The organism is Pseudomonas sp. NPDC079086 (genome assembly GCF_044542155.1).
Taxonomy (GTDB): domain Bacteria; phylum Pseudomonadota; class Gammaproteobacteria; order Pseudomonadales; family Pseudomonadaceae; genus Aquipseudomonas.
In genome coordinates, this window is sequence record NZ_JBITTY010000005.1 from 235,873 (window position 1) to 251,693 (window position 15,821).

General features: G+C 61.6%; 16 protein-coding genes. 11 read left to right on the forward strand and 5 right to left on the reverse strand.

All coding sequences use genetic code 11. The features are described from left to right. Positions 1 to 38 precede the first annotated feature (38 nt). A complete protein-coding gene (gene dauA / locus ACIGEK_RS20615) occupies positions 39 to 1,778 on the forward strand; it encodes a C4-dicarboxylic acid transporter DauA (protein ID WP_397495111.1) in 1,740 nt (579 codons plus the stop codon). Positions 1,779 to 1,794: 16 nt separating this feature from the next. Here the strand turns inward: dauA and ACIGEK_RS20620 are convergent, their stop codons facing one another. Both ACIGEK_RS20620 and ACIGEK_RS20625 read right to left on the reverse strand, forming a co-directional pair. Continuing rightward, on the reverse strand, positions 1,795 to 2,268 hold the full coding sequence (locus ACIGEK_RS20620) for a WbuC family cupin fold metalloprotein (protein WP_397495112.1): 474 nt from the start codon (positions 2,266 to 2,268) through the stop codon (positions 1,795 to 1,797). Positions 2,269 to 2,273: 5 nt separating this feature from the next. Beyond that, positions 2,274 to 2,831: a hypoxanthine-guanine phosphoribosyltransferase gene (locus ACIGEK_RS20625; protein ID WP_397495113.1), complete on the reverse strand. Its 558-nt coding sequence runs from the start codon at positions 2,829 to 2,831 to the stop codon at positions 2,274 to 2,276. Positions 2,832 to 3,079: 248 nt separating this feature from the next. Here ACIGEK_RS20625 and upp point away from each other — a divergent pair, with 248 nt between their 5' ends. Together upp and ACIGEK_RS20635 are read left to right on the forward strand one after the other, a co-directional pair. After that, a complete protein-coding gene (upp, locus tag ACIGEK_RS20630) occupies positions 3,080 to 3,718 on the forward strand; it encodes a uracil phosphoribosyltransferase (protein ID WP_397495114.1) in 639 nt (212 codons plus the stop codon). 2 nt (positions 3,719 to 3,720) lie between these two features. After that, positions 3,721 to 4,989: a uracil-xanthine permease family protein gene (locus ACIGEK_RS20635; RefSeq protein ID WP_397495116.1), complete on the forward strand. Its 1,269-nt coding sequence runs from the start codon at positions 3,721 to 3,723 to the stop codon at positions 4,987 to 4,989. A gap of 54 nt (positions 4,990 to 5,043) precedes the next feature. On the opposite strand, the gene ACIGEK_RS20640 is transcribed toward ACIGEK_RS20635, so the two are convergent. The 3 genes from ACIGEK_RS20640 to ACIGEK_RS20650 all read right to left on the reverse strand — a co-directional run bounded on the left by ACIGEK_RS20640 (position 5,044) and on the right by ACIGEK_RS20650 (position 8,469). Continuing rightward, on the reverse strand, positions 5,044 to 6,375 hold the full coding sequence (locus ACIGEK_RS20640; protein WP_397495118.1) for a spinster family MFS transporter: 1,332 nt from the start codon (positions 6,373 to 6,375) through the stop codon (positions 5,044 to 5,046). 156 nt (positions 6,376 to 6,531) lie between these two features. Then, on the reverse strand, positions 6,532 to 7,554 hold the full coding sequence (gene hemH / locus ACIGEK_RS20645; RefSeq protein ID WP_397495119.1) for a ferrochelatase: 1,023 nt from the start codon (positions 7,552 to 7,554) through the stop codon (positions 6,532 to 6,534). Positions 7,555 to 7,566: 12 nt separating this feature from the next. Next, a complete protein-coding gene (locus ACIGEK_RS20650; protein WP_397495120.1) occupies positions 7,567 to 8,469 on the reverse strand; it encodes a TIGR01777 family oxidoreductase in 903 nt (300 codons plus the stop codon). A 193-nt stretch (positions 8,470 to 8,662) separates the two neighbouring features. On the opposite strand from ACIGEK_RS20650, the gene ACIGEK_RS20655 reads away from it, so the two are divergent. From ACIGEK_RS20655 to ACIGEK_RS20690, 8 genes are all read left to right on the forward strand, one after another. After that, positions 8,663 to 9,655 (forward strand): NAD(P)/FAD-dependent oxidoreductase, encoded by a 993-nt coding sequence (locus tag ACIGEK_RS20655; RefSeq protein WP_397495121.1) that lies wholly within the window; start codon positions 8,663 to 8,665, stop codon positions 9,653 to 9,655. Next, complete coding sequence (locus tag ACIGEK_RS20660; RefSeq protein WP_304866466.1) at positions 9,652 to 9,897, forward strand: TIGR02450 family Trp-rich protein; 246 nt, start codon at positions 9,652 to 9,654, stop codon at positions 9,895 to 9,897. The genes ACIGEK_RS20655 and ACIGEK_RS20660 overlap by 4 nt, the downstream gene beginning before the upstream one ends. A 124-nt stretch (positions 9,898 to 10,021) precedes the next feature. Then, positions 10,022 to 10,987 carry a YbgA family protein gene (locus ACIGEK_RS20665; protein WP_397495122.1) on the forward strand — a complete coding sequence of 322 codons (966 nt, stop codon included), beginning with the start codon at positions 10,022 to 10,024 and terminating at the stop codon, positions 10,985 to 10,987. Beyond that, positions 10,984 to 11,922: a MerR family transcriptional regulator gene (locus tag ACIGEK_RS20670; protein WP_397495123.1), complete on the forward strand. Its 939-nt coding sequence runs from the start codon at positions 10,984 to 10,986 to the stop codon at positions 11,920 to 11,922. Before ACIGEK_RS20665 ends, ACIGEK_RS20670 begins: the two co-directional genes overlap by 4 nt. Positions 11,923 to 11,936: 14 nt before the next feature. Beyond that, positions 11,937 to 13,376 carry a deoxyribodipyrimidine photo-lyase gene (gene phrB / locus ACIGEK_RS20675; RefSeq protein WP_397495162.1) on the forward strand — a complete coding sequence of 480 codons (1,440 nt, stop codon included), beginning with the start codon at positions 11,937 to 11,939 and terminating at the stop codon, positions 13,374 to 13,376. Beyond that, on the forward strand, positions 13,373 to 13,795 hold the full coding sequence (locus tag ACIGEK_RS20680) for a nuclear transport factor 2 family protein (protein WP_397495124.1): 423 nt from the start codon (positions 13,373 to 13,375) through the stop codon (positions 13,793 to 13,795). Before phrB ends, ACIGEK_RS20680 begins: the two co-directional genes overlap by 4 nt. Then, a complete protein-coding gene (locus ACIGEK_RS20685) occupies positions 13,792 to 14,571 on the forward strand; it encodes an SDR family NAD(P)-dependent oxidoreductase (protein ID WP_397495125.1) in 780 nt (259 codons plus the stop codon). Before ACIGEK_RS20680 ends, ACIGEK_RS20685 begins: the two co-directional genes overlap by 4 nt. Beyond that, the gene (locus tag ACIGEK_RS20690) at positions 14,568 to 15,815 is read left to right on the forward strand and encodes an NAD(P)/FAD-dependent oxidoreductase (protein WP_397495126.1); all 1,248 of its coding nucleotides are present in this window, start codon (positions 14,568 to 14,570) and stop codon (positions 15,813 to 15,815) included. The genes ACIGEK_RS20685 and ACIGEK_RS20690 overlap by 4 nt, the downstream gene beginning before the upstream one ends. The last annotated feature ends 6 nt before the right edge of the window (positions 15,816 to 15,821 follow it).

A 15,821-nucleotide genomic window follows, 5' to 3' on the forward strand; every position in this document is an offset into this window, starting at 1 on the left:
ACTGCCCTTATACTGCGCCCAGCCACCTGGGAGTCACTATGTCGCTGCCCTTACCGCCGCTGTTCTCCGCCTGGCGTCAGACCTTGCGCGCCGGCTACGGCTGGAAACACCTGCACAGCGACCTGAGCGCCGGCGTCACGGTGGGCATTATCGCCATTCCGCTGGCCATGGCCCTGGCGATTGCCGTCGGTGTAGCGCCGCAACACGGCCTGTATACGGTGCTGGTGGCGGGCACGCTGATCGCCCTGTTTGGCGGTTCACGCTTTAACGTCTCCGGGCCGACCGCCGCTTTTGTGGTGATTCTGCTGCCGATCACCCAGCAATTTGGCCTTGGTGGTCTGCTGCTGTGCACTCTAATGGCCGGGGTGATCCTGATTGCCCTCGGCCTGATGCGCGCCGGACGCCTGATCGAATTTATCCCTTACCCGGTGACGCTGGGCTTTACCGCCGGTATCGGCATCGTCATCGCCACCCTGCAGATCAAGGATCTGCTCGGCCTGCGCCTGACCAGCGAACCGCACAACTACATCGAACAACTCAACGGCCTGCTGCATGCCCTGCCGACCCTGCAACTGGGTGACTGCCTGGTGGCGCTGGTGTGCCTGGCGACGCTGCTGATCTGGCCGCGCTGGGTGCCGAAAATACCGGGGCATCTGGTGGCACTGACCATCGGCGCACTGCTCGGGCTGCTGCTGGAAAGCCTGCAGATTCCCGTGGCGACGATTGGCGAACGCTTCAGCTACAGCCTCGATGGCATCGAATACCCCGGCATTCCGCCATTTCTGCCGAGCTTTATCTGGCCCTGGCAGCTACCTGGCGCCGATGGCCAACCCTTGGTGGTGAGCTTCGAGCTGTTCCGCCAGCTGCTCGCCCCGGCCTTTGCCATTGCCATGCTCGGAGCCATCGAGTCGCTGCTCTGCGCGGTGGTCGCCGACGGCATGACCGGCAGCAAACACGACCCCAACGGCGAGTTAATCGGCCAGGGCATCGGCAACCTGGTCGCGCCGCTGTTCGGCGGCATCACAGCCACCGCCGCTATTGCCCGCAGCGCCGCCAACGTGCGCGCAGGGGCTTACTCGCCGCTGGCCGCTATTGCCCATGCCGGCGTGGTACTGATCGCCATCTTGTTTCTCGCCCCCTTGTTCAGCTACCTGCCGATGGCAGCACTGGCGGCCTTGCTGCTTGTGGTGGCGTGGAACATGAGCGAACCGCGGCATGTGCGCCATACCCTGCGCATCGCCCCGCGCAGTGACGTGTTGGTACTGCTGACCTGCCTGATACTCACCGTGCTGTTCGATATGGTGTTGGCCGTAGGCGTCGGCCTGCTGCTGGCTGCGGGTCTGTTTATCAAACGCATGAGCGACCTGACCGATACCGAAGCGCTGCCCAAGCATTTTCACCAAGCGCTTAATGACCTGCCCGAACATGTGCTGGCCTATGCCATTCGCGGCCCGCTGTTCTTTGGCGCTGCGGAAAAGGCCCTGAGCGTGCTCAGGCGCTTTACCCCTGGAGTGAAGGTGGTGATCGTCGATATCAGCGCCGTGCCGCTGCTGGACATGACTGCCATCGCCGCACTGGACAATGTGCTGCGCGACTACCGCGAGCAACATGTAGGTCTGGTGCTGAGCGGACCAACGCCACAGGTGCGCCTGCAATTACGCCGCGCGGGAATAGTGCGCGTTGAAGGGCAGTTGGCCTATGTGCGCGACCTGGTCCAGGCGAGGGAAAAGGCGCTGCGTTGGCTCGTACCGAAGGCAGATGGGGAAACGGCCGTGTAGCCGAAGGCAATCCGGGCTAGATAAATTGCGCGCGCATCCAGGCATGGTACTCGGCAACGCCCGACTCACCTTCACGCGGCGCCCAGCTGGCCTGTTCGCCCTCACCCACCGGTTTGTAGGGCCCGGCCTTGCACTCGAACAGAATGCTGTTGGCGTCCAACACCACCAAGGCGTGAAACACCCCAGGCGGCAGGTCGACGCCAACACAGGTGCCGCCCGCTTCCAGCACGCGCTTATCCAGCACCTCACCGCTGTCATTGAAAATCAGCAAGCCAAGCCGACCTTTCAGCACCAGTAGCGCTTCGGCCTTATCCGCCGAGAGATGACGGTGCGGCGGGATATAGGTATTCGGCTGCAGCCCGACCGCCATGCGATGGCAAGACTCGTCCATCTGATGGAAGTTATGGTGCTGGCGTTGCCGTGGGCTGGCCGCCGCTTGCTCGGCCAGTGCACCAAACAGGGTCTGATCGAGAAAGCGTGGCTCAGTCATGCGTCTTACAACCCTTTAACCGCGTAGATACCCGGCGCATTACGCCAGTAGCCCTTGTAGTCCATGCCGTAGCCAAATACATAGCGATCAACGCAGGACATGCCGACGTAATCAGCCTTGAGGTCAGGACGCGCTTTGCGGTCGTGGCTCTTGTCTACCAGCACGGCGATGCGCACGTTCTTGGCACCGGCATGCCGACAAAAATCGATGATCGCACCGAGGGTATGCCCTTCATCGAGAATGTCGTCGATGATCAGCACGTCGCGGTCAATAAAGGAGATTTCCGGCTTGGCCTTCCAGAACAACTCACCGCCGCTGGTTTCATTGCGGTAGCGGGTGGCGTGCAGGTAGGACAACTCCAGCGGGAAGTTGAGCTTGGGCAGCAGTTTGCCAGAGAAAATCAGCCCGCCGTTCATCACGCAGAACACCACGGGGTTGCTCTCGGCCATCTCACTGTTGATGGCTGCCGCCATGGCGTCGATGGCCACTTCGACCTCGGCGTTGCTGTGCAGGCAATCGGCTTCGGCCATAACTTGGCGGATGTGCGCGAGATCGACGGACATGCTGTTTCCTCTTGGGGGCGGGACGGTTTAGACCAAAAAGCTGATCGATGCGTCAAAATAAAAGCCGGCAAAGGTACGCATCTGCGCCATGCAGAGCAAGCCCTGACAGACCAACTGCGGCAATTGCCCGCAAGCGGCGACACGTTAGCCGCTATTTCGCGACATTAGGCCATCTTGGCCCATCACTTGGCATAGCCAATGCTTTAATCTAACGCAATTTTTCGCCCGTCCTGCCGGAGACACCCGCCATGCCCATTCTCGAGATCCGCCACCCGCTGATCCGCCACAAACTCGGCCTGATGCGCCGCGCCGATATCAGCACGAAGAACTTTCGCGAGCTGGCCCAGGAAGTTGGCGCCCTGCTGACCTACGAAGCGACCAAGGATCTGCCACTGGAAGACTGCGAGATTGAAGGCTGGTGCGGCACCGTGAAGGTGGAAAAAATCTCTGGCAAGAAAATCACCGTGGTGCCGATCCTGCGCGCCGGCATCGGCATGCTCGAAGGCGTGCTCAGCCTGATTCCGGGAGCCAAAGTCAGCGCCGTAGGCGTGGCGCGCAATGAAGAGACGCTGCAGGCGCACACCTACCTGGAAAAACTGGTGCCGGAAATCGACGAGCGCCTGGCGATGATCATCGACCCGATGCTCGCCACCGGCGGCTCGATGGTTGCCACCATCGATCTGCTGAAAAAAGCCGGCTGCAAGGAAATCCGCGCCATGGTGCTGGTTGCCGCCCCGGAAGGCATCAAGGTGGTCAACGATGCGCACCCCGACGTGACTATTTACACCGCGTCCATCGATCAGTGCTTGAACGAGCACGGCTACATCATTCCCGGCCTCGGTGATGCCGGCGACAAGATCTTCGGCACCAAACAAAAGGACGCCTGAGCATGCAGGACGAATATAACGATCCGCTCTGGCGCCAGGGCATTTCCGGGGCGCAGATGCTGTTTGTGGCTTTCGGCGCACTGGTGCTGATGCCGCTGATCACCGGCATGGACCCCAACGTTGCACTGTTCACCGCCGGTATCGGCACCTTGCTGTTCCAGCTGGTGACCGGCCGCCAGGTTCCGGTGTTCCTGGCCTCCAGCTTTGCCTTTATCGCCCCGATTCTCGCCGCCAAGGGCGAGTTCGGCTTGCCGGCCGTGCTCGGTGGCATCGTCGCCTCCGGCCTGGTCTACATCCTGCTGAGCATGGTGGTACGGGTTAAAGGCGCCGGTTTTATCGACCGCCTGCTGCCGCCCGTGGTGATTGCCCCGGTGATCATCTCCATCGGCCTGGCCCTGTCGCCTGTGGCCGTCAACATGGCCATGGGTAAAGCCGGCGATGGCAGCGCGCAGTTAGTACCGTATGAAACCGCCATGCTGATTTCCATGTCGGCACTGATCACCACGGTGCTGGTCGCGGCCATGGGCCGTGGCTTGCTGCGCCTGGTACCGATCCTCGCGGGGATCATCGTTGGCTGCATCGTCGCGGCGTTCTGCGGAGTGATCGACACCAGCAATATCGCGGCCGCACCCTGGCTGGCGATTCCTGCGTTCGTGACGCCAGAGCTGCATTGGGGCGCGATTCTGTACATCGTCCCGGTGGCCCTGGCTCCGGCTATCGAGCATATCGGCGGGGTAGTGGCGATCGGCAGCGTGACCGGCAAAAACTTTATCAAGAAGCCCGGTCTGCATCGCACCCTGCTCGGCGACGGCCTGGCCACCTCGGCTGCAGGCTTGTTCGGCGGGCCGCCCAACACCACGTACGCGGAGGTTACGGGCGCGGTCATGCTGACCAAGAACTACAACCCGAAAGTCATGACTTGGGCCGCCTGCTTCGCCATCGGCCTGGCCTTTGTTGGCAAATTTGGCACCGCACTGCAGAGCATCCCCGTACCGGTCATGGGCGGCATTCTCTGCCTGCTGTTCGGCTCCATTGCGGTAGTCGGTTTGAACACCCTGACTCGCCATCAGGTTGACCTGTCCGAGGCACGTAACCTGATCATCGTCTCAGTCACCTTGGTATTCGGCATCGGCGGCATGGTCATGGGTAACAGTGACTTTGCCCTCTCCGGCATCTCGCTATGTGCCATCAGCGCCTTGGTGCTCAACCTGGTACTGCCAGGCGGCCAGGGCTGGCGCAGTAAAACTGTGCTGGAAGAGCCGGACCTGTAATCGCGCCCACTAAAAAGCCCCGAATTCGCGGGGCTTTTTTATTTCTGGTCAGATTCAGGCGGGGTTGGCCGACCACCCCTGCAAACGCACCACACTCTCGCGATAGGGTTTGAGCCCCATGCTCAGCAGCACAATGGAACTGAACACCGCAAAAGCGGTAACGATAAGCAGCGAATAACGCAGCGCATTGTCGTCGGCGAACACATAGTCAGTCACCAACGCCACCGCCGTCGGGCCGATACCCAGGCCAATCAGGGTGATCACAAACAGGTAGATCGCTGAGGCCTGACCGCGCATCGAGTTGGGCATGATTTCCTGAATAGCTGCCGGAGCCACGCCAAACGGCATGCTCAGGAAGAACACCGTCGGCGCCATCAGCACCGCCGCCCACAAAGCGCTATCCATCAGCGGAAAGGTCAGTACACAAGGCACGGCACCCAAAGCGGCATACAGGCCAACACGCATATTGGCATCGCTGCTACCACGTTTGGCCATCCAGTCCGCCAGGCGGCCGCCGAAGACGATCCCCAGGCAACCGAACACCGCCACGATGCTGCCGTAAACGATACCTACCTGGCCGGCATCCCAACCATAGGTGCGAATAAAGAAGGTTGGCACCCAGGCCGCGCTGCCATAGCCGGCAAACGCCAGCCCGGCGAAACCAAAGTTGTGACACAGCACGGTGCGGCGGTTGGCGCGGATATAACGCCCAACGTCCGCCAGCGGCACCGCTACACCGGCACCAACGCCGCGCCGCGCCGGTTCCCTAACAGCCAGCATCAACAGGGTAAACAGCACCCCGGCCGCGCCGAGAATTAGAAAAATCAGCTGCCAAGGGCGCACTTCACCCAGTACCGGCAACATCACATCGCCCTGGGCCGAGGCGAACTTGATCACCAGGCCACCCAGCAGAAAGGCTATCCCAGACCCCAGATAAACCCCCATGGAATACACGCTGATAGCCGTGGCGCGGCGCTCGGCTGGGAAACTGTCGGCAATCAGCGAATAGGCTGCCGGCGACAGCGCCGCCTCACCCACACCCACGCCGATGCGGCAGATCAGAAATTGCCAGTACAGCTTGGCCATGCCGCAGGCAGCGGTGGCCGCACTCCAGAACAGCACGCCGATGGCAATTAGCCCGCGGCGGCTCTTGGTATCGGCCAGACGGCCCAGAGGAATCCCGCAGACGGTGTAGAACAGCGCAAAGGACAGGCCCATCAACAGGCTCATCTGCGTGTCACTGATCATCAGGTCGCGGCGGATCGGGCCGACCAGCAGATTGAGAATCTGACGGTCGATAAAGGACAGCACGTACGCCACCATCAGGATGGCGACAGTTACCCAGGCGCGGGTAGCAGAGGGATAGCCGTTATTGTTGTTGGGCACTGGCAGTCTCCTCGGCACCGTTGGTGCGGTGCACGACGGTTGAAAGAACTGCCAGCTTAGGCCGATATACAGGGCGATGAGTATCGCCCTTAGGTGTTATCAGTGAGGCGAATGCGCGGCATCCCTTCGGGCGAATGACAACCGCGCCATATTCGCTTAGAGCATCAAGGGTGCACGCTCGCTCAGCGTTTTTAGCGCCGCCACCCAGCTTGGGTGATCATTCAGGCACGGCACCAGCTGCAAGCTCTCGCCGCCAGCTTCGACAAACTGTTCGCGGCCACGGTCGCCGATTTCTTCCAGCGTCTCGATGCAGTCGGCGACAAAGGCCGGGCACATCACCAGCAACTTTTTCACACCCTGCTTGGCCAGCTCATCGAGACGCGCCTCAGTGTAGGGTTCGATCCATTTGGCGCGGCCCAACCGCGACTGGAACGACACCGACCACTGCTCGGGCTTAAGCCCCATGCGCTGGGCAAACAGTTCGGCGCTGCGCAGGCACTGCGCGCGGTAACAGGAAGCCAGCACTTCGGGCGCGGCCGTACGGCAGCAGTCGTCGCCCTTCAGGCAATGGCCAGTGGCGTCCAGCTTGTGTAAGTGCCGCTCCGGCAGGCCGTGAAAGCTCAGCAGCAAATGGTCGAAATCCTGCTCCAGGTAAGGCTTGGCGCTATCGACCAGAGCATCCAGATATTCAGGCTGGTCGTAGAACGGCGGCAGGATGGAAAACCGTATTGGCAGCTGCTGATCACGCACTACCCGCTTGGCTTCTTCGATCACCGTGGTGGTGGTGCTGTCGGCAAACTGCGGGTAAAGCGGCGCCAGGGTGACCTGCTTGATGCCCTGGGCGGCCAGGCGAGTCAGCGCGGTCTGCAGCGATGGCTCGCCATAGCGCATGGCCAGTTCCACCGGCCCGTGTGTCCAGGAAGCCTTCATCGCCTGCTGCAGACGCTTGCTCAGCACCACCAGCGGTGAGCCATCTTCCCACCAGATCGAGGCATAGGCATGCGCCGAAGCCGCCGGACGCTTGATCAATATCAGCGAAACGATCAGCCGGCGCAGCGGCCAGGGCACATCAATGACATAAGGATCCATAAGGAACTGGTTGAGATAGCTGCGCACATCAGCCACGGAAGTGGAGGCCGGCGAGCCCAGATTTACCAGTAACAAGGCGTGATCGGTCATGCAAAGTCCTAATCAGTGATGGCCCAGCAAATCCGCCAGGGCCACATCCAAATGAGTAAAACGAAAACTGAAGCCAGCCTCCTGCAAGCGCGTCGGCATCGCGCGCTGGCCACCGAGCAGCAGCACCGACAGTTCACCCAGCAGGACGCGCAGGGCAAATGCCGGGGCCGGCATAAAGGCCGGCCGATGCAGCTCGCGCCCCAAGGCCTGGCTGAAGGCACGGTTGCGCTCAGGCGTCGGCGCGCAGGCATTATAAGGACCACTGGCCGAGTCCTGCTGCAGGAGAAAATCAATCAGGGCGATTTGATCAGCCAAGTGAATCCACGGCATCCACTGCCGACCATTACCCAAGGGGCCACCCAAGCCGAGCTTGAAGGGCAATAGCAGGCGCTTGAGGAAACCGCCGTCACTGGCCAGCACCAGCCCGGTGCGCAGCAGCACCACACGGATGCCCAAGCCCTCGGCACGCAAGGCGGTCTCTTCCCACGCGCCGCACAGCTGGGCGGCGAAATCCTCGCTCACCGGCGGCGAATCCTCATGCAACTCACGCTCGCCACCATCGCCATACCAACCTACGGCCGAACCGGACAACAGCACCTGCGGTTTGTGCGCGCGACTCTCCAACCAGGCCAGCAGTTGTTCGGTCAGACCAATTCGGCTAGCCCACAGCAACGCCTTGCGCTTGCGCGTCCAGGGCCGGTCGGCAATCGGCGCACCAGCCAGGTTGACCACAGCATCCAGCGGCTCTTCACCCAGCTCGTCGAGCTGACCAATGCCACGCACCGCTTCGCCACAAAGGGCAGCAACCTGCTCGGGCCTGCGACTCCACACCGTCAGCTGATGGCCTTGTTGCAACCAGTGTCGGCACAGCGCCTGCCCGATCAAACCAGTTCCGCCCGTCAGAAGAATATGCATAGAAATGCCCTCGTATGACCGTGCTTAATAGGTGACCACCGACGGATTAATCACGTTTGTGGCTTCAATCCGGCTGCAGGTTGTCTTAACTATAGAAAGGCAGGATCGACTCCGGCATAGCTTATACACAAAAACAATATTGTATAGCTTTTGTCTAAAGCGTAGCCTAACGCTTGAAAACACGAGGTAGACCATGACCGCTCTTCACCCCATCGCCATCATCGGTACCGGCATTGCCGGGCTGTCTGCCGCACAGGCGCTGCATGCCGCCGGGCACCCGGCACAACTGTTCGACAAGAGCCGCGGCAGTGGCGGCCGCATGGCCAGCAAGCGCAGCGATGCCGGCGCGCTGGACCTTGGCGCGCAGTACTTCACCGCCCGCGACCGTCGCTTTGTCGAGGTGGTGCAGCAATGGCAAGCCCGCGGCTGGGTTGCCGAATGGACCCCAAGCCTCTACAACTTCAATAACGGCCAGCTCAGTGCTTCGCCGGATGAACAGGTGCGTTGGGTGGGCAGCCCGCGCATGAGTGCAATCACCCGCGCGATGCTCGGCGCCTTGCCAGTGGCCTTCTCCTGCCGCATCACCGAAGTGTTTCGCGGCGAACAGCACTGGCACCTGCAAGATGCCGAGGGCAATAACCACGGCCCGTTCAGCCACGTAATCGTCGCCACTCCAGCACCACAGGCCACCGCCCTGCTATCCAGCGTACCGAAACTCGCTGGCGCCGCCGCCAGCGTGGCCATGGACCCGACTTGGGCGGTCGCACTGGCATTCTCCACACCGCTGGAAACCCGAGTTGAAGGCTGCTTTGTACAGGACAGCCCACTCGACTGGCTGGCCCGTAATCGCAGCAAGCCAGCGCGCGACACGCAACTCGACACCTGGGTGCTGCACGCCACCAGCCAGTGGACCAAGCAGCATCTGGACATGCCCAAGGAAGCGGTGATCGAACACCTGCTCGGCGCTTTCGCCGAACTGATCGGCTGCGCCGTGCCCGCCCCTGCCTTCAGCCTGGCGCACCGCTGGCTCTATGCCCGCCCCGCCAGCGCGCACCAGTGGGGCGTACTGGCCGATGCAGACCTGGGCATTTATGCCTGCGGCGACTGGTGCCTGTCCGGCCGTGTTGAAGGCGCCTGGCTCAGCGGCCAGGAAGCGGCGCGACGCTTGCTCGAACACCTGCAATGAGCGCCCAACAGCGTACTGCGCCAGGCAAGCACCGGCTTAACCCGCGCAAGCTGCTGCTGTCGAAATGGACGGCAGCGCAGCCGCAGAATCGCGAGAAACATTTCCTCGTCACCGAGCTGTTCTGCGACGAAGACGGTACGGTGCTGCAGATCGAGTTGCAGGCTGTACTCAACCAACGCTGCCAACGCCTGGACTGGCGCGTACTGGAAAACCCCGAGCACTGGCGCATGGGCTGGAAGTAACAGCCCCACACACAAAACCATACAGTAGTTGTACAAAAATATTGACTTGTACAATTACAAACCTATGATGAACTCAAGTTGTACATCTACCAAGATCTGTACAAGTCGTCATCAGAGGTTGCACATGACCCCATCGAACATCACCACCGGCAAACCCAAACTGGGCATCAGTGCCTGCCTGCTGGGCTCCGAGGTACGCTACAACGGCGGCCACAAGGAATCGCGCCTGTGCAGCCGCACCCTCAGCGAGTATTTCGATTTCGCCCCGCTGTGCCCGGAAGTGGCCATCGGCATGGGCATCCCGCGTGAACCGATCCGCCTGGTTGGCGACCCGCAAGCGCCGCGCGCCGAGGGTACGGTCAGGCGCGAGGTGGATGTCACCGAGCCCCTGGCTGCCTATGGCGAGCGCATGGCCGGTGAACTGACGGATATCTGCGGCTACATCTTTATGCAGCAGTCGCCGTCCTGCGGTCTGCATCGGGTCAAGGTCTATCAGGACAACGGCCGGCCCAGCGAGCCTGGCCGTGGCATCTTCGCCCAGGCCTTCTGCGCCAAGCACCCCAACCTGCCTGTGGAAGAAGACGGCCGCCTCAACGACCCGATCCTGCGCGAAAACTTTATTACCCGCGTGTTTGCCTATTCCGAGTGGCAACAGCTGCTGCGCGACGGCCTGACCCGCAAAAGCCTGATCGGCTTCCACTCACGTTACAAATACCTGCTGATGGCTACCAATCCGCTGCAATACAAACTGCTCGGGCGGATGCTCGGCAACCTTGGCCAAAACGATCTGAACGAGCTGGCCCCGCGTTATTTCAGCGAACTGATGAGCGCGCTGAAAAGCTGCGCCACCCGCCGCACCCACAGCAATGTCTTGCAGCACCTCAGCGGCTACCTCAAACAAGCGCTGAGCAGTGACGAAAAACAGGAAATGCAGCAACTGATCGGCCAGTACCGCCATGGAGTGGTGCCGCTGGTGGTGCCCATGACCTTACTCAAACACCACTTTCGCCGTCACCCGGACACCTATATTGCGCAGCAGGTCTACCTGCAGCCGCACCCGGAAAAACTCAGCCTGCGAAACGCCCTATGAGCCTGGAGCCAACCAGTACAGGCGCCGCCGACGATTACCAGGCGGCGATTGCCCAGGGCTTTATGCCGATCCGTGATGTAGCGCGCATCACCGGGGTCAACGCGGTAACCCTACGCGCCTGGGAGCGGCGTTACGGCCTGATCGTGCCGCACCGCACGCCCAAGGGCCATCGCCTGTATGCCGATGAGCATGTGCTGCGCATCCAGGCGATTCTCACCTGGCTTAATCGCGGCGTCTCGGTCAGCCAGGTCAAGGGCCTGCTGCGCTCCAATCAGCCGGCCTTTGCCGAGGCCAGCTCACAGTGGGAAAGCAAGCGCCAGCAGTTGCAGGAAGCCATCTGCAACCTCAACGAGCGGCGCCTGGATGAGTGTTTCAACAGCGAACTGGCGCTCTACCCGCCGCATACCCTGTGCCAGCAACTGCTGCTGCCGCTGTTCGAAGACCTCGAACTGCGCTGGCGCAACCAGTTCGGCGCTCAGGCTGAGCGAGTGTTCTTCTACTCCTGGCTACGCAGCAAGCTCGGCGCGCGCCTGTACCACAACAACCGCCAGGCCAGTGGTACGCCACTGTTGCTGATCAACGTTTCCGACCTGCCGATGGCCCCCGGTCTTTGGCTGACCGCCTGGCTGGCGAGCAGCACCGGCTGCCCGGTGGAAGTCTTCGACTGGCCGCCGCCACCGACCGAACTGGCTCTGGCAGTCGAACATATTCAACCGCGCGCGGTGCTGCTGTATTCCAGCCAGGCACTGAACAGCACCCACCTGCAGCGCTTGCTCGGTGGTTATGACTGCCCCTGCCTGCTGGTCGGTCAGGTGGTACAGATCCACGCCGAAGAATTAGTCGCCATCACCGCACAAAACGCCGAACTGAGCCTGGCCGCCGACCCGTTGGCCGCGCTGCATAGCCTTACCGACCTTAACCTGCTGCACAGCTGACGGAATTGAACATGCTGCAATTGACCTGGTTTCGTACCGACCTGCGCGTGCAGGACAACAGCGCCCTTGCCGCTGCCATGACCAGCGGCCCGACCGTGGCGCTGTACCTGGTCAGCCCCGGCCAGTGGCTAAGCCACGATGATGCGCCGAGCAAAGTCGATTTCTGGCTGCGTAACCTCAAGGAGCTGGCCACCGAGCTGGGCAAACTCAATGTGCCGCTGTTGGTGCGTGAGGCTGATGACTGGAGCGCCGCACCGCAAGTCATCGCTGAGCTGTGTCAGCAGCTGCAAATTAGCGCAGTGCAGGTCAATGAAGAGTACGGCGTGCACGAAAGCCGTCGCGACCATGCCGTGGCCGAGGCACTGGACGACCTGGGAGTGAATTTTCACAGCCATCTGGATCAACTGTTCTTCAAACCCGGCAGCGTGCTGACCAAATCCGGCGGCTACTTCCAGGTCTATAGCCAGTTCCGCAAGGTCTGCTATCAGCGCCTGCACACCGCCCTGCCAGCACTGATCGCCACACCTAAAGCGCAGGCGCCGCTGGCGATCCAAAGCGATGAGATTCCAGAACAAGTTGCAGGCTTCGCCCTCCCCGCTGCCGAACTGCGTGATCTGTGGCCAGCCGGTGAAGCCGAGGCGGCGCGGCGCCTGGATGATTTTGCCGCGCAGCAGATCGACTTCTACCAGAGCGCCCGCGACTTTCCGGCCAAGCCCGGCACCAGCCAGCTCTCCACCTACCTGGCCGCCGGGGTAATTTCGCCGCGCCAGTGCCTGCATGCGGCCTTGCAGGCAAACCAGGGCGAGTTCGACAGCGGCAATGTCGGCGTAATTACCTGGATCAACGAGCTGCTCTGGCGCGAGTTCTACAAACACATTTTGGTCGGCTACCCACGCGTATCCATGCACCGCGCCTTCCGTGCGGAAACCGAGGCTGTGGCATGGCGTGATGCGCCCCTGGAGCTGAAAGCCTGGCAGGAAGGCCGCACTGGTTTTCCGATCATTGATGCGGCGATGCGCCAACTGCTGGCCACCGGCTGGATGCACAACCGCCTGCGCATGGTCGTGGCCATGTTTCTGACCAAGAACCTGCTAATCGACTGGCGCGAAGGCGAGCGCTTCTTTATGCGCCACCTGATCGATGGCGACCTGGCGGCGAACAACGGCGGCTGGCAGTGGAGTTCCTCTACCGGCACCGATTCGGCGCCCTACTTCCGCATCTTCAACCCGCTCAGCCAATCGCAGAAGTTTGACCCGGACGGCCGTTTTATCCGCCAGTGGCTGCCGGAGCTGGTCGGCCTGAACAAGACCAATATTCATAATCCGGCCGCCATCGGCGGGCTGTTCGGCATTGCCGATTACCCCACGCCGATTGTCGACCTGAGCAAGAGCCGTACGCGCGCCTTGGCCGCGTTCAAGAGCCTGCCGCACTTTGCCGGCGAGGAGGCCCTATGAGCGACTTTCTGCGCCAGTTCGCCCAGGACTTTGCCGGACTGAATAAGGACAACCTCGACTGCCTGGGCCAGCTCTACAGTGACGACGCGCTGTTTTGCGACCCCCTGCATGAGGTGCGCGGGCTGAGCAATATGCAGCGCTACTTCGCCGAGATGTACGCCAACGTCAGCGAACTGCGCTTCGATTTCTACGGTTTTGACCAGGTGCGCGACGGTGAAGGCTACCTGCGCTGGACCATGAGCTACCGTCACCCGCGCCTGGCCGGCGGCCAGCTGATCCGCGTGGAAGGCTGCTCGCATCTGCTGTGGCACAACAAGGTCTATCGCCACCGCGACTATTTCGACGCAGGCAGCCTGCTCTACGAGCACCTGCCCTTACTCGGCTCGGCAATTCGCTGGCTGAAACGGAGGTTGGCATGAACGCGAACGCACGGCGTATCTGGCTCACCGGCGCCAGCAGTGGCATCGGTGCCGCCCTGGCCGAACAACTGCTCGAAAAGGGTCACCGTCTAGCCCTAAGCGCTCGCAGCCTTGAACCGCTGCAGGCGCTGGCCAAGCGCTATCCGCAGCAAGTGCTGGTGGTCGCTGGCGACCTCGGCGATGCCTCCCAGGTACGTGCCATCGGTGAGCATATCGGCCAGGTTTGGGGCGCGCTGGACTGCGCCATCCTCAACGCTGGCACGTGTGAGTATGTCGAGGTTAGCGCCTTCGAGGCGGCGATGGTTGAGCGGGTCATGCGCGCCAACGTGCTCTCTGCAAGCTACTGCATCGAAGCGGCCCTGCCCTTGCTGCGCCAGGGCAACCGCGCACATCTGGTCGGCGTCGGCAGTTCGGTGACCTTTATGCCGCTGCCGCGCGCTGAAGCCTATGGCGCATCCAAGGCCGCCATGCGCTACCTGATGGAAGCTCTGCGCATTGACCTGCACGCTGAGAACATAGCCGTCACCCTGGTCAGCCCCGGTTTTGTCGACACCCCGCTGACGCAGAAAAACGACTTCCCCATGCCTATGCGCTGGCCGGTGGACAAAGCCGCCCGCTATATCGCCGAACGCCTGCAGCAGCAACCCTTTGAAATAAGCTTCCCCGGCCCGTTTATCGCCATGCTCAAGCTGCTTGGCCATCTGCCCAAGCGCTTGCAGGTAGCCATCGGCGCCCGTATGGCCCGCACTGAAGCCAAGACCAAGGACAGCCAATGAAGATCGCCATTATCGGCAGTGGTATCGCCGGTTTGACCAGCGCCTACCTGCTTAACCGCAGCCACGACATCAGCGTATTCGAAGCCGGCGACTGGATTGGCGGGCACACCCACACCGTGGATGTGCAGGTTGATGGCCAAGGCTATGCCGTGGACACCGGGTTTATCGTGTTCAACGACTGGACCTACCCGAACTTTATCCGCCTGCTCAGCCAACTCGGCGTCGGCTTCAAGGCCACCGAAATGAGCTTTTCGGTCAACGACCCAGTGAGCGGTGTGGAATACAACGGGCACAGCCTCAACAGCCTGTTCGCCCAACGCCGCAACCTGCTCTCGCCAAAATTCTGGGGCATGGTGCGCGACATCCTGCGCTTCAACCGCGAAGCGCTTAACGACCTGAACCAACAGCGCATCCCCAGCAATATGACCCTCGGTGATTACCTCAAGGCCAATGGCTACAGCGAACGCTTTATCCAGCATTACATCGTGCCGATGGGCGCGGCGATCTGGTCAATGTCGCTGAACGACATGCTCGGTTTTCCGCTGCAGTTCTTCGTGCGCTTCTTCAAGAATCACGGCCTACTGTCCGTCAGTGACCGCCCGCAGTGGTGTGTGGTCGAGGGCGGCTCCAGCAGCTACGTCGCGCCGCTGACCGAATCGTTCAAGCAGCATATTCGCCTCAACTGTGCGGTGACCCGGGTCGAGCGTGATGGCGATGGCGTGACTGTGCACAGCGCCGCCGGCAGCGAGCGCTTCGACAAGGTGATTTTCGCCTGCCACAGCGACCAGGCCCTGGCGCTGCTGGCCGAACCCACGCGCATCGAGAAGGAAATCCTCGGCGCGCTGCCCTACGCCGACAACGATGTGGTGCTGCACACCGACACCCGCCTGCTGCCGCAACGGCCTCTGGCCTGGGCCAGCTGGAACTATCGCCTCGGCGGCCCGGTGGATCAGCCAGCAGCCGTGACCTATGACATGAATATCCTGCAGGGCATCCAGAGCGACACCACCTTCTGCGTCAGCCTGAACCAGACTGCCGCTATCAACCCAAGCAAAATCCTGGCGCGTTACACCTATGCCCACCCGCAGTACAGCCTTGCCGGCATGGCCGCACAGGCGCGCTGGGAGGAGCTGCTCGGCGCCAACCACAGCTACTTCTGCGGCGCTTACTGGGCCAATGGCTTCCACGAAGATGGTGTGGTCAGCGCATTGCGCGTGGCCCGTGAATTCGGTGAGGCACTGTAGTGAACA